Source organism: Eubacterium sp. BL-380-WT-2B, assembly GCF_009696115.1.
GTDB lineage: Bacteria > Bacillota > Clostridia > Eubacteriales > Eubacteriaceae > Eubacterium > Eubacterium callanderi.
The window spans coordinates 223,831-237,114 of record NZ_VUMP01000001.1; the positions used below are offsets into that span (position 1 = coordinate 223,831).

The 13,284-nt window shown below is 47.9% G+C and carries 12 protein-coding genes; 11 read left to right on the forward strand and 1 reads right to left on the reverse strand.

The genetic code is table 11. From position 1 onward, the window contains the following. Positions 1-107 precede the first annotated feature (107 nt). From FYJ53_RS01080 to FYJ53_RS21750, 3 genes are all read left to right on the forward strand, one after another. Positions 108-1,961, forward strand: coding sequence for a lectin like domain-containing protein (locus FYJ53_RS01080; protein ID WP_148429120.1), 1,854 nt, complete (start codon positions 108-110; stop codon positions 1,959-1,961). 97 nt (positions 1,962-2,058) lie between these two features. Beyond that, positions 2,059-3,366 (forward strand): glutamine-hydrolyzing GMP synthase, encoded by a 1,308-nt coding sequence (gene guaA / locus FYJ53_RS01085; protein ID WP_133968472.1) that lies wholly within the window; start codon positions 2,059-2,061, stop codon positions 3,364-3,366. 178 nt (positions 3,367-3,544) lie between these two features. Next, positions 3,545-4,279 (forward strand): HNH endonuclease, encoded by a 735-nt coding sequence (locus tag FYJ53_RS21750; protein WP_227929897.1) that lies wholly within the window; start codon positions 3,545-3,547, stop codon positions 4,277-4,279. Here the strand turns inward: FYJ53_RS21750 and FYJ53_RS21360 are convergent. After that, positions 4,268-4,627, reverse strand: a complete 360-nt coding sequence (locus FYJ53_RS21360) for a hypothetical protein (protein WP_227929898.1) — start codon at positions 4,625-4,627, stop codon at positions 4,268-4,270. The genes FYJ53_RS21750 and FYJ53_RS21360 overlap by 12 nt on opposite strands. Positions 4,628-4,791: 164 nt before the next feature. On the opposite strand from FYJ53_RS21360, the gene FYJ53_RS01100 reads away from it, so the two are divergent. From FYJ53_RS01100 to FYJ53_RS01135, 8 genes are all read left to right on the forward strand, one after another. Further along, on the forward strand, positions 4,792-5,556 hold the full coding sequence (locus tag FYJ53_RS01100; RefSeq protein WP_148429122.1) for a DeoR/GlpR family DNA-binding transcription regulator: 765 nt from the start codon (positions 4,792-4,794) through the stop codon (positions 5,554-5,556). A gap of 248 nt (positions 5,557-5,804) precedes the next feature. Then, positions 5,805-7,361 (forward strand): FGGY-family carbohydrate kinase, encoded by a 1,557-nt coding sequence (locus FYJ53_RS01105; RefSeq protein WP_148429124.1) that lies wholly within the window; start codon positions 5,805-5,807, stop codon positions 7,359-7,361. Between the two features lie 11 nt (positions 7,362-7,372). Continuing rightward, the gene (locus tag FYJ53_RS21755) at positions 7,373-8,449 is read left to right on the forward strand and encodes a uroporphyrinogen decarboxylase family protein (protein ID WP_148429126.1); all 1,077 of its coding nucleotides are present in this window, start codon (positions 7,373-7,375) and stop codon (positions 8,447-8,449) included. Positions 8,450-8,461: 12 nt separating this feature from the next. Beyond that, positions 8,462-9,265, forward strand: coding sequence for a methyltetrahydrofolate cobalamin methyltransferase (locus tag FYJ53_RS01115; protein ID WP_148429128.1), 804 nt, complete (start codon positions 8,462-8,464; stop codon positions 9,263-9,265). Positions 9,266-9,281: 16 nt separating this feature from the next. Further along, positions 9,282-9,914, forward strand: coding sequence for a corrinoid protein (locus FYJ53_RS01120; protein ID WP_133968459.1), 633 nt, complete (start codon positions 9,282-9,284; stop codon positions 9,912-9,914). Between the two features lie 37 nt (positions 9,915-9,951). Next, positions 9,952-10,881: a hypothetical protein gene (locus FYJ53_RS01125; protein WP_148429130.1), complete on the forward strand. Its 930-nt coding sequence runs from the start codon at positions 9,952-9,954 to the stop codon at positions 10,879-10,881. 142 nt (positions 10,882-11,023) lie between these two features. Further along, positions 11,024-12,088, forward strand: coding sequence for a YdcF family protein (locus tag FYJ53_RS01130; protein WP_187367944.1), 1,065 nt, complete (start codon positions 11,024-11,026; stop codon positions 12,086-12,088). Positions 12,089-12,241: 153 nt separating this feature from the next. Next, positions 12,242-13,273 (forward strand): zinc-binding dehydrogenase, encoded by a 1,032-nt coding sequence (locus FYJ53_RS01135; protein ID WP_013382486.1) that lies wholly within the window; start codon positions 12,242-12,244, stop codon positions 13,271-13,273. Positions 13,274-13,284: the final 11 nt, after the last annotated feature.

A 13,284-nucleotide genomic window follows, 5' to 3' on the forward strand; every position in this document is an offset into this window, starting at 1 on the left:
TGTAACGTATTTTAATTAAAAATACTATAAAAGTCAGCCTTAAATCAATTTGACCATGAATAAAAAATACAGTATGATTAAATCAAAAATAAGCGGAGGATGAGAACATGAAAATCAGAAAGAAAAGCAGCCTTAACCGGACAGCGGGTATTTTGGCGGCAGTGCTCATAATGGCCTCTGGCCTGATGTCTCCTGTGCATGCGGATGGGCAGGAGAGCGCGCAGCCAGGCCTTGACCAGTCATATTATAATCTCAAGCATTCGGAAAGGTACGATGAGCCTTTGTCCGCAGCTTACGATCTGCGCACCCTTGGCCGGAGCACCAGCGTGAAAAATCAAAATCCCTGGTCCTCCTGCTGGGCTTTCAGCGGGATATCTGCCATTGAGTCCAACGTGCTGACACAGCAGAAGAATAAAGGGGTACAGACAGCCGCTGAGCCGGATTATTCCGAACGGCATTTATCGTATTTCGCTTATCGCCTGGCAGATGCTGCCGGTGTAAATAACCGTGCCGAGGGAACCGCCTCTGTCAAAGGCCTTTTTATGGATCTTGGCGGCACCCGGGAGCTGCTGACTGGTACTCTGATTACCTGGTGCGGCGTTGACACCGAGGCCGATGTGCCCTATGAAGGGACTCCCTACGAGTGGCATCCGACTGAAAATCCCAAGGAAATGAACTGGGAAGTCGCCGAGGATAAATTTTTTAACGCGGCCGTACACCTTCAGAACGCCGACTTTCTGCCTGGGACAGCCACCTTTACAGATACTGAAAAACAAAGCTTTGTCTATGATAAAAACGCGGAGAAGGCCATTAAGGAAAGTTTGATGAAAAACGGAGAGGTCCAGGTATACTTTGCCGCAGGCCAGAGCACCCCTCAGGAAGCAGCAGACAGCACAGACGGCGCCGGAAAGAAGGATGCCGCCGAGTTTAATAAAACCTATGCGGCGCCCAACCACCTCGTGTCCATTGTGGGCTGGGATGATGGCTATTCAGCCGGTAATTTTGCCGAAGCCCCGGAGGGCGACGGCGCTTGGATCGTCAAGAACAGCTGGGGCAGCGGCTGGGGTAACGACGGGTACTTTTATCTGTCTTACTATGACCGGAGCGTACAGTCCTTTGCCTCTTATCAGGTGGATATCCCGGATGGGGATGGGCAGTTTTCCTATGACCATAATTATCAGTATGATTTTCTGGGGCTAAAATCCTATGCGCCGATGGGGCTTCAGGAGCAGTCTGCTGAGGCCGCCAATGTGTTTACAGCCGCTGGAAACGAAAGCCTGAAGGCTGTCTCCGCGGTTACCATTACCCCAGGATCAACGGTTCATACCCGTGTTTATCAGAATTTAAAGGATAAAAATGATCCAGAGAGCGGAACACTGGCAGCGGATCAGACAGAGACTGTAAAATACGGCGGCTACCATACTCTTTCTCTGGAGCAGGCCGTCCCATTGGAGGCGGGCGAGACCTTTGCTGTTATCCAGGAAATTTCAGGCAGTGACGGGTATTACTGGCCCATCGAGACTGGAACCGGCGCGTATGATTTCTATGGTATGGAGGGAACCTTTCGCTGTATTGCGCAGGCAGACGCCGGGCAGAGCTTTATCAAAAAAGCCGGTGAAGGCTGGCAGGATGTCAAGGCCCTGCCCGATGAGACCATTGAGCTATATGGTGAAACGGCCACCCGAAACTACGGCAATGCCATGATCAAGGCATTTACCAGTGATTTGTCCGAAGAACCCGTAACACCAGAGGTTGATCCACAGCCCAATGAGGGTACGGGAGAACCGGATCAGAATATTCAGGAATCGGGAGCAGATACGGCCAGAGCGTCCGAAATGGGTAAAAATACACAGACGGGAATTGAAGGGTCCCACCAGACAACGACCTTTATCCTTGTAGGTGTGTTTGTGGTGGTGGCTGTCCTGATCGCGGCTCTGTACCTCAGAAGACGTAAAAAATAGGCTGGTGGCATATGGCCGTTGTGCTTGCGGGCATCCATTCTCCTATGATAAAATAAGAACACGAACTATCTTAAAATTTTATTGAGGAGAGTGGAAGATGAAACAAGACATGATTGTCATTTTAGACTTGGGAAATACCGAAAACACAACCTTGGCCAGAGCGATCCGCAGCCTGGGCGTATACAGTGAAATTTACCCTCACGATATTACAAAGGCAGAACTGGAAGCCCTGCCAAATGTCAAAGGGATTATCGTAAACGGCGGCCCGAATAACGTGGTAGACGGTGAAAAAATAGATGTGGGCCCGTGGGTTTACGAAGCAGGATGTCCGGTGCTGGCAGTAGACCATGCCCCGGCCAAATGCGCGGACACACTGGAAAAATGGCCTGAGGATGAAGCAGAACTAAAGGGAAGCCTGGAAGAATTTGTGCTGGTACAGTGCAAAGCAGAAAAGAACTGGAATATGAAAAACTTTATCGCCGACCAGGTTGAGCTTATTAAACGCCAGGTAGGTGACCGCAAGGTTCTGCTGGCCCTGTCCGGCGGTGTGGACAGCTCCGTTGTAGCCGCCCTTCTCATCAAAGCCATCGGAAAACAGCTTGTCTGTGTCCACGTCAATCACGGCCTCATGCGTAAAGGCGAATCTGAAAGCGTGGTCGAGGTTTTTAAAAACCAGCTGGACGCCAACCTCGTCTATGTGGATGCCACTGAACGCTTTTTAACCAAGCTGGCCGGTGTGGCTGACCCTGAAGAAAAACGCAAGATCATCGGCGCAGAATTTATCCGCGTCTTTGAAGAAGAAGCCCGTAAACTGGAGGGCATTGACTTCCTGGGACAGGGAACCATCTACCCGGATATCGTGGAAAGCGGCACCAAAACCGCCAAAATGGTTAAATCCCACCACAATGTCGGCGGCCTGCCCGAGGATTTACAGTTTGAGCTGGTCGAACCTGTCCGCCAGCTGTTCAAGGACGAAGTCCGCGCCTGCGGCACAGAGCTTGGTCTGCCAGACGATATGGTTTACCGCCAGCCCTTCCCGGGCCCGGGCCTTGGCGTACGCTGCCTTGGTGCCATTACCCGTGACCGCCTCGAAGCCGTCAGAGAATCCGACGCCATCCTGAGAGAAGAATTTGCAGCGGCCGGACTGGATAAAAAGGTATGGCAGTACTTTACCGTTGTCCCAGACTTTAAATCCGTCGGCGTCCGCGATAACGCCAGAAGCTTCGAATACCCCGTCATCCTCCGCGCCATCAACACTGTTGATGCCATGACCGCCACCATCGAAGAAATCGACTGGCCCGTCCTCCAGAAAATTACCCACCGGATTTTGAACGAAGTAAAGAACGTGAACCGCGTGTGCTACGATTTGAGTCCTAAGCCTTGTGCTACGATTGAGTGGGAATAGAAAAGAATAGACTTTAAAGTAAAATAGCTCTTCGAGAACCTATTGTTTCTGAGGAGCTATTTTTGTTAAACTAATAGTGAAAAATCAAGATTAATAATTATGAAAATATCTAAAAGTAGTAAGATTTTTTAAATTAGATTTTACTTAGAATAAAGGATATAAATGAAAGGATATTTTTGTGAAAAGGCTAGGGAAATTTTATTCTTGGGAAGCTTACAGCGATAATATAGCAATAAAAAAATGTGATAAATCTGTTTTTGTCAGCAGTGGAACTGCAGTACCTATTGGAATTAGATGGTTTTTTGGTATAGATGCTTTGAATCTAGGTGAGAAAGTAAATATTGAGCTGTTATATGAAAATAAAAAGTACAAAGCTCGGATTAGTAAGGAGTCGATGAAAACAGCGCGCACCAGACTTTTTTGGATGGCAGATCTTTCTAAAAAGTTTCATAGCATATATCATCATGGAATGAATTATCCGTCATTAAAGTTTAAAAAGTTAAGCTCTATGTTGTATGAGATTGAAATGATTGACTTGGAAAAAGTAAATTATGATGGAAATGGGAATTTTAGAAGTGAAATATATGATAAGGAGGGTAAGAAAAAGCTTATTTATACTACAAAATACGAACGAAATAAGAAAAACAGAGAAAAAGCTATTGTTTTACATGGAACAAAATGTATGATTTGTGGATTTGATTTTGAAGAAAAATACGGAGAATACGGAAAGGATTTTATTGAGGTGCATCATATTAAGCCTTTATCCAATATGAAAAGTGAAGAAGTGATCAATCCTGAAACGGATTTAGTATGTGTCTGTCCAAATTGTCATAGAATGATACATAGAAAAAGAGATTCGGTTTTATCAATTGAAGAGCTAAAAAAAATAATTAAGAATAACTCAGTCAAATAGGTGTAGTGAAAAACGTATTTTATGTCGCTTTATCTCATATACTACCGTATACGTTCCTGGAACTGCTTTTTTGTACCTCCGGCACTGCTTGCAGTGCTGAAAGATCGAAAAACCAACGGCTTTAAATAAAGAATCGGGCAGGAGCACAACGCACAGGGAGATTAACAGGACGAACCAGATGAAATAATGGTACCTGCGGGTCAGCCTGTCGCCGAGGAGCTTTTTGATACTGGAGATGACACCGATGAGCAGACCGACGATCTGGTTAGTGTTGATGGGCGCTTTATCCCAGATGATCTGCATCACCTCGAACTCGGCTTCGGATATTTGGGGAAGTTTTTCGGTCATTCTAGTCCTCCTGATCTTACAGGTGTAATCAAGATGATTATAGCCTTTCTTCGTTTTAGTGTCAACGAGGCGGTTTCAGACAGGCGATTAAAATGATTCCTCCCCTTGTCTTACCTTCAAAAAAATGCTAGAATGAATTTACTATAACAGACAGGTGGTAACCCATGTTTGAAGAGCAGAGAATTGACAAAATAAAAAAATATTTGCTGGAGCACCGGAGCGCAGACTACAAGACCCTGTGTGAGGCAGTGCCGGCCAGCCTCTCAACGGTCCGGCGGGATGTTGATAAGCTTGCGAAGGAGGGATTCCTCGAGAAAAAGCGCGGCGGTATGGTGCTCAGCGATACTCAGATCAACCAGGTGTTCTATGAAAATGCCGATGACCTGATCGGGCTGAAAACCGAGGTGGGCTACGCGGCAGCGGGACTGGTGCAGTCAGGCGATATTATATTTATCGGCGCTGGGAACAGCTGCTGGCAGATGAGCAAATTTATTACAGCTGAAAACATTACGGTGGTAACGCACAGCTTTAACGTGGTTATGGAGCTGGCGCCAAAGCCTAATATCCGTCTGATTTTTCTGGGCGGCGATGTGGAAATCGAGAGTAAAAAGTATTTTACCTCAGGCTCCTTTGCGCAGGAAACCCTTAAAAATATTTATATTGAGAAATCCTTCATAACGGTCAATGGCGTGTCGGAGGATTTTGGCTATACCATCAACAATAACTACCTTGCCGAGATATACACCATGCTCTTGAAATTTTCGGATAAAACCTATGTACTGGCCGATGAAACCAAATTCGGCAAGCGCGCGTTTCGCAAGATATGTGAATTTGACGCTGTTGGGCATATTATCACCACGACCGGTTATCCGGAGGAATATAAAAAGGCATTTGATGAAATGCAGGTTGAAGTCATTACGAACCGCTGACGGAGTAAAGCTCCGCAGCGGTTTTTGTTTTTATAAAAATGTCAAAACATGTCAAAAATGAATCTAAATATTTCAAATAACATCGTAAAAATGAAATTATTTGAAAAAATATATTGACAATCATGTCAAAATAAACTAAAATGTGATCATAAGATGTTGAAAAACATGTCTAAATGAACAAACTGATCAGAATGTTTCAAAAAGTATCAAAGAAGATGTAGTATTAAAAAACATAAGGGGATTTAAAAATGAAGGGCTATTTAACATTAGGAATTGATATCGGTACATCAAGTGTAAAAGCGCGGGTACTGGACACCCGAACCAACCAGATCGTGGCAAAGGGATTCCAGACGCATCCGCTTCTGCTCTCAAAGCCAGGCTACGCCGAGCAGGAGGGCGACAGCTACTGGTCTGCTGTAAAATCAGCCATCCGCCAGTGTCTGGATTGCGGCATTGATGCGGAAAACATTGCGGGTGTTGCTCTTTCAGGGCTGGTAGGGGTAATGCTGCCCATTGATAAAGGCGGCCACCCGGTGCGCCCGGGGATGATCTGGATGGACGCCCGGGCCGAGGAGGAATGTAATGAAATCCGTGAGCGTGTGGGCGAGGAGGTTATCAACTACAACAACGGTAACCGCATTGCCTGCTGGTTTATTGAGCCAAAGGCGTTATGGATGAAAAAACATGAGCCGGGGCTTTTTAACAAGACCTATAAGCTCTTATCGCCCGCAGGCTACTGCACCTACCGGCTCTGTAAGGAATTTACCATCAACAAGGGGGACGCCGGTTTGTTTTATCCCTTCGATTACCAGAAAGGCGAATGGAACGCGGAGCTGGCAGAAAAAATCGGTGTGCCCATTGATAAATATCCAAAGATCTATGACTGTGACGAGGTGGTCGGCACTGTGGATGACGAAGCCGCTGCCGAAACGGGTTTGAAGAAGGGCACCATCGTAGTGGCCGGCGGCACAGACATCAGCTCAGCGGCTCTGGGCTGCGGCGTTACCAAGGCTTATCAGGCGTATTACTCCATGGGCACAGGCTCCAACCTGGGGATCATGATTCCGACACCGGAGCGCAAGGAAGAATTCCGGATTCTCAAGTGGCCTCATGTCATTCCAGGGCTGACCATGTTCGATGCGCCCATGGCCTTTACCGGCGCTTCGCTTAACTGGTTTAACGGCACCTTCGGCGGTCACGAGCAGATCATTGCGAAATCGACCGGGCAGAATGTTTTCAGTCTCTATGACGCCGAGGCGGCAGCCCAGACTAAGCCGGGCGCCGGCGGACTTTTATACCTGCCTTATCTCGGGAACACGCTTTCACCTCACTGGAACCCTAATTCAAAGGGGGTATTCTTCGGCGTAACCCTGAGTACCAGCCGTGAAGATATGATTCGTGCGCTTATGGAGGGCGTAGCCTTTGACCTGTACTCTAACATCAAGATAGCCCAGGCCTCCGGCGCGAAGATTGACGGACTGACCCTGAACGGCGGCCCCACCAAGAGCAGATTCTGGAACCGTATTACCGCGGATGTCACAGGCATTCCGCTAAGCACCACCAATGTGGATGAGGCAGCGCCGCTGGGCGATGCGATACTGGCAGCCAAGGGCGCGGGGCTTTGCGACAGCATAATTGCCATGTCCAGGGATATTGTCAAGGTGACCGAAACCATTGAACCGGATATGAAGAACCATGAGATGTACCAGGATTTCTTCGGCATCTGGCAGCGCGTGTACGAAAATCTGAAAAGGGAAATGGACGACCATCATCAGCTGTTATTCAAATATAATTTTACCAAATAGGAGTGTGTATTGTGAATTCTAGAGAGCGTGTGCAAATGGCGCTGCACCATGAACGGCCGGACCGGGCGCCAATCAATTTCCGGTCGACAGATATTGTGGCAAAAAACTTAGGGAGATACTATGGAAAAACCTATGACGAGCTGCTGGAATACTATCAGGTGGATTTCAGGGAGGTGATTCCGCCTTATACAGGCCCGGCCTTTAAAAAATCCGCAGACGGTACGTTTTATGACGAATGGGGAGTTCGCCGGAGGGAACGCATCACTGGCCACAGCCGTGATTTATACGTAGACCTTAATCCTCTGGGTGATGTGGAGGACGATGACGATATGGACAAGGTTCGGGACTATAAATGGCCGACGCCTGACGCCTATGACTATTCGGTTGTGGAAAGGATGTGTGACCAGTACGAGGGTTATGCGGTCTGCGGCCCCGGTATCCACTGTGAGGGCTACCACGGAGTTTTCCATCAGCTGACTTACCTTTTTGGCATGGAAAATGCTATGATCCTGCTTATGTCTGAGGAGGAAATGATGCAGGAGGCAGTCCGCCGCGTTACAGACTTCTGGGTGGGCTATTATGACCGGCTGCTCACCGCGGCCAAGGGGAAAATGGATTTTATCTTTTATAAGGATGACATGGGCACTCAAAACAGCCTGATGATCAACCGGGATGTCTTTATGACCTACTTTGCGCCCGGGCTCAAGGAGCTGTGCGATATGGCGGACAGCCACAACGCGACACTGATCTACCATACCTGCGGTTCTGTTATGCCCTTGATCCCAGATTTCATCGACGCTGGCGTCAGGGTCCTTGACCCTATCCAGACCTCAGCCAAAAATATGGACATTCATATACTCAAGGAGAAATTCGGGGATAGGCTCACCTTTCACGGCGGTATGGACACCCAACAGGATCTGCCGAACCTCAAGCCTGATGCGATCCGTGAGCTTACAAAGGAAACCCTTGCTGTACTGGGAAGGGATGGCGGTTATTTCTTCAGTCCAAGCCACCGTATCCAGCAGGATACGCCCCTTGAAAACATTGACGCCATGTATGACGTGGCATTGAACTGGAATGAATATTAAAGAGGAAAGCCCATGATTATTATCGGAGAAAAAATAAATGGCTCAATCCCATCTGTGGCAAAGGCTATAGAGGAAAGAGATACAGCATTTTTGCAGGAGTTGGCTGAAAAGCAAAGCGCTGCCGGCGCTGATTTTATTGACGTCTGTGCGTCGGTGCCAGAAAAGCGCGAGGCAGAAACCCTGAAATGGATGATCGAGACAGTTCAGGAAGTGACGGATACGCCGCTGGCTGTGGACAGCCCGTCACCGGAGGTCCTCAGAGAAATGCTGCCGCACTGCAACAGCGCGGGGCTGGTTAATTCGGTGTCCCTTGAAGGGGATAAGATTGACATTATTTTCCCGGCCATTGCGGATACAAAATGGGAATGCACGGCGCTGCTCTGCGATGATTCGGGCATTCCCAAAACAGCGAAAAAGCGGCTGGAGATTTTTGAAGCCATTATGGATAAAGCAAAAACATATGGTATAGCGCCGGGGCGCATCCATATCGACCCGCTGGTGGAGATGCTCTGTGCGTCTGAGGACGGGATTGAGACTGTCACAGAAACTATCCGGGAAATTAAAAAGCGGTACCCGTCAGTCCATGTGACCGGCGCCGCCAGCAATATTTCCTTTAATCTGCCAGCCCGCAAATACGTGAACCAGGGGTTTATGATTCTGGCCATGAACGCAGGCATGGACAGCGCCATTCTGGACCCGCTGAATGCGGATATGATGGGCCTGATTTACGCGGCCGAGGCACTTTTGGGTGAGGATGAATACTGCATCGAGTATATTAACGCTTACCGTGACGGCTTGTTTGGAAATGTGAAATGAAAAGAGGTTAATAGAAATGACGAAAATTGATGAGATCGGCCAGGCAGTTGAGAAGGGGAAGAAAAAAATCATTGCCGGCCTGGTGCAGGAAGCCCTGGATGAGGGCTGTGATGCGATGGATATTTTAAATACAGGTATGATCGGCGCCATGGATAATGTAGGGGAAAAATTTAAAAATGGCGACATCTATGTGCCGGAAATGCTCATTGCGGCAAAGACCATGAAAAAAGGGGTGGACGTCTTAAAGCCGTATCTGTCTGCAGACGCCACTGGCTCCATGGGAAAGTACATTCTCGCCACTGTCGAAGGGGATCTTCACGACATCGGCAAAAATCTGGTGGGAATGATGATTGAAAGTGCTGGCTTTGAGGTGATTGACCTGGGCGTCGATGTGAAAAACGAAGTGATTATCGAGGCGATAAGACAGAATCCGGACGTTAAAATTGTGGGCCTTTCTGCCCTTCTCACAACGACCATGCCCGCGCTCGGCGACGCAGTGGCAGCCATTAAGGGCTCGGATGTGGAAAAGAGTTTTAAGATTATGGTCGGCGGCGCTCCGGTCACGCAGGCGTTTGCCGATGAGATCGGTGCAGATGCTTTTGCAGAGGATGCAGGGTCTGCCGCTAAGGTAGCAAAGGAAATCGCATAGCGGTTTATTTAGAGGATAAATAAGGGGATTTGAAAATATGGATATTTTAATGTTAATTGCCGCCTTTGGCGGCGGTGTTTTCGGCGCGTGTATCGGTGGGGTAACAGCATTTATTTTTACAGGGATTACAGTCGTCGCAGCCATTCTCGGAGGGGCGGCCGGCGCGCCGATGATACCCTTTGTCAGCTTTGGCTCATGGTTTGGACCGCATATTTCCTTTTGCGGCGCGGCAGCGGCCGGGGCTTATCTCATGCGCAGGGGAAAGATGGAGAGCGGCGCAGATATCATCACGCCGCTGTGTAAATACAATGATGGCGCTGCGCTGCTGGTCGGCGGGGTGTTCGGCGTTGTCGGCTACCTTATTGAGTTTGTGATCTCAGACCTGTTTGGGGTAAATGTGCTCAATCTGGCAGGCTGGACCGATACGGTTGCTATCACCGTTTTCCTGAATGGCCTGCTCACCCGTCTCACACTGGGGACGAGCGGTTTATTTGGAAAATGGGAAGGGGAAAAGCATGTTTTCCTGCCGGATAAAAACAGGTTTACCTTTCTGCTGGTCCTGGGCGCCGGCAGCAGTCTGTTGGTAGGCTGTATCACGGTGGCGCTTGGACAGATGGGGCTTGACGGTTCCCAGGAAGCTATGTACCTGTTTAACAACATGGGGTCTTTTGCCTTTGGGATTGCGGCAATCTGTTTCCTATGGCTGCCGATGAAGCTGCCAATGGAAAACCTTCACCAGATCATTTTACCGGCGGCGACCACTGTCCTTACGGTTTTTGCGGTAACCCAGAACGCAGTTCTGTCGATTATCGGCGGTGTTATTATCGGTATGATCGGCGCAGTTCTCTGTGATATTGCGGCGCGTACTTTCAATACGAATACCGACAGCCATATCGACCCACCGGCTTTTACCATCGCTGTACTGCAAATTTTTAATTTTTCAATTTTGCCAATGCTTCTGGCATGATCATAATGCTCCCTAATTAAATTATCATATAAAGAGGAACGCCTGACAGCAGGCGTTTTTCTTTTTGAGAGGAGGGATGTGCAGTGAGAATGGTATAAAAATGGGTATAAATAAGAAAAAGTTGAAAATAAGGAGAAATACAATGCTTATATATGCTGTTAATCTCATTTATCTCTTGTTTTTCCTACTTGTATATCTACAGGATCGAAGAAGACTGATCAATGGGTTTCTGTTTTTTATTTTATTGATGATCAGCGGTCTTTCACTTGTTATGCTGGCGGGTGAAACAGGAAATCCATTTTTATTTTTCCTGCTTGTTATTATCGCAATGGCAGCCATCCTGCTTCTATTTACAGGCGTGTTTATTATTCTGGCAATTTCTTTTTACAGCGCCGTGAACCTCCTGAGAAAGGAAGGGCGCAGCAAAGCCAATCTACTCAGTTTGCTGGTAGGCATCGGTATTCTGCTGTGGCTGGTTTTGGGAATGGTCTCCTTTAAAAATGTCGAGATCGACGATGTACTCTCAGTTATTATGCTGGTGGTCAACATAATTTTATTATACCTTCTGCTCGTGTTTTCAAATTTTATTCTGTCATCCTTTATTTATGGGATTTACAGGCCGCTTCTCAGGCAGGATTACATAATTGTACTGGGCTCTGGCCTGATGGGCGGTAATAGAGTTACGCCGCTGCTGGCTGGCCGGATCGACAGGGCCCTCAAGGTTTACCGGCGGCAGGCGGATAAAAAAAAGAAACCGCCCATGCTCATCATGTCTGGCGGCAAGGGCGGCGATGAGCAGATTGCCGAGGGCGAAGCTATGAAGCGGTACGCCCTGGAGCAGGGGATTCCAGCGGATCGTATTCTGGTCGAGGATCAATCTAAAAATACCTATGAAAATATGCTGTTTTCCAGACAACTCATCGAAAGCCGGGAAGCGGATATGAAACACCTGCACATTTTGTTCTCAACCTCCAATTATCATGTTTTCCGTGCAGGCATCTATGCCAGAAAGGCAGAGCTTAAGGCTCAGGGCATTGGCGCGAAAACAAAATTCTACTTTTGGTATAACGCGCTGCTTAGGGAGTATGTGGCAATTCTGGCGATGCATAAGAAGACGCATATTGTCTGCATGCTTATTTTGCTGATCATTGTGGGATTTGCAAGTCTTCTGATACACCATCCGGATCTTGTTACCCAATTTATTTAAAAAATAGTATTGCTTTTCTCCAAAGACTGTGCTAATATACCTATTAAAGAATTTACGTTATTATGTAATTACATTAAAACATGAGAGCTGCACATTATTTTCAGTAGGGGAAATATAATAGGGTGCAGGCATGATCCAGAGGAGGAGTTAATAATGAGAACATTTGTTGTTGGAAAAGACGGAAGCATGTCCCTTGAAGAGGTAAATAAGCCAAAATATGATGAGCACCAGGCATTGGTGAAAACAATTGCCTGCGGTATGTGCGGTACAGATGTCAAGCTGCTTCACCGCACCTTTAAGGGCTTTCCAGAGTCGGTATACCCGATTATGCTGGGCCATGAGGGCGTGGGAGAGGTCGTTGAAGTCGGCGCAAAGGTAAAGGGCTTAAAACCTGGCGATAAGGTGCTGCTGCCCTTTGTTGATCCAGACGAAGAAAATCTGCCTGGGCTTGGCTCAGGCTGGGGTGCGCTGAGCGAGTACGCTGTAGTATGCGATCCGCAGGCTTACCCGGAGGGAGAAGCGCCGGAATGTGCTTATGCCCAGACTGTGCTTGATGACGACCTGGACCCGGTAGACGCGGTCATGATCATCACCTTCCGCGAGGTTTTATCCTCCATCCGTTACTTTGGTATCCAGCCCACCGATTCTGTTGTGGTCTTTGGCTGCGGTCCGGTTGGGCTGACCTATATGAAGTTTATGAGCCTGCTTGGGGTTAAAAATCTGATTGCCTGCGACATTGTACCGGAAAAACTGGAACAGGCCAAAGCGCATGGCGCGACACATCTGATCAACAGCAAGGACCAGGATGTGCGTGAGGAAGTACGGAAGATTTTCCCGGAAGGCGTGGATTTTGTACTGGACGCTGCCGGTTCACCAGCCATTGTAAACCAGGGCATGGGGCTGATCAAGGACCGTGGGGCAGTGCTGTGCTACGGCGTGCCTGAAAAGGAAGAGATCACCATTGATTTCAGCCAGGCTGACTATAACTGGCGTGTTATTTACCAGCAGATGCCAAGAAAGAGCGAAGAAGGAAAAGCCCATGAACAGGTTCTGGAATGGATGCGCTCCGGCCAGCTGGAAATCAAAGACTTTATTTCGGACTACTTTAAGTTTGAGGACAGCATTGAAGCCTATGAAAAGCTGCTGGACCGCAGGGTGATGAAAAAAGGGATTATTACATTTTAGATAATGCGCAA

Coding starts and splice junctions, on each gene's coding strand:
- FYJ53_RS01080 (WP_148429120.1), top strand. CDS start 108: ATGAAAATCAGAAAGAAAAGCAGCCTTAACCGGACAGCGGGTATTTTG.
- FYJ53_RS01115 (WP_148429128.1), top strand. CDS start 8,462: ATGATTATTATCGGAGAAAAAATAAATGGCTCAATCCCATCTGTGGCA.
- FYJ53_RS01130 (WP_187367944.1), top strand. CDS start 11,024: ATGCTTATATATGCTGTTAATCTCATTTATCTCTTGTTTTTCCTACTT.
- guaA (WP_133968472.1), top strand. CDS start 2,059: ATGAAACAAGACATGATTGTCATTTTAGACTTGGGAAATACCGAAAAC.
- FYJ53_RS01105 (WP_148429124.1), top strand. CDS start 5,805: ATGAAGGGCTATTTAACATTAGGAATTGATATCGGTACATCAAGTGTA.
- FYJ53_RS01125 (WP_148429130.1), top strand. CDS start 9,952: ATGGATATTTTAATGTTAATTGCCGCCTTTGGCGGCGGTGTTTTCGGC.
- FYJ53_RS01120 (WP_133968459.1), top strand. CDS start 9,282: ATGACGAAAATTGATGAGATCGGCCAGGCAGTTGAGAAGGGGAAGAAA.
- FYJ53_RS01135 (WP_013382486.1), top strand. CDS start 12,242: ATGAGAACATTTGTTGTTGGAAAAGACGGAAGCATGTCCCTTGAAGAG.
- FYJ53_RS21360 (WP_227929898.1), bottom strand. CDS start 4,627: ATGACCGAAAAACTTCCCCAAATATCCGAAGCCGAGTTCGAGGTGATG.
- FYJ53_RS01100 (WP_148429122.1), top strand. CDS start 4,792: ATGTTTGAAGAGCAGAGAATTGACAAAATAAAAAAATATTTGCTGGAG.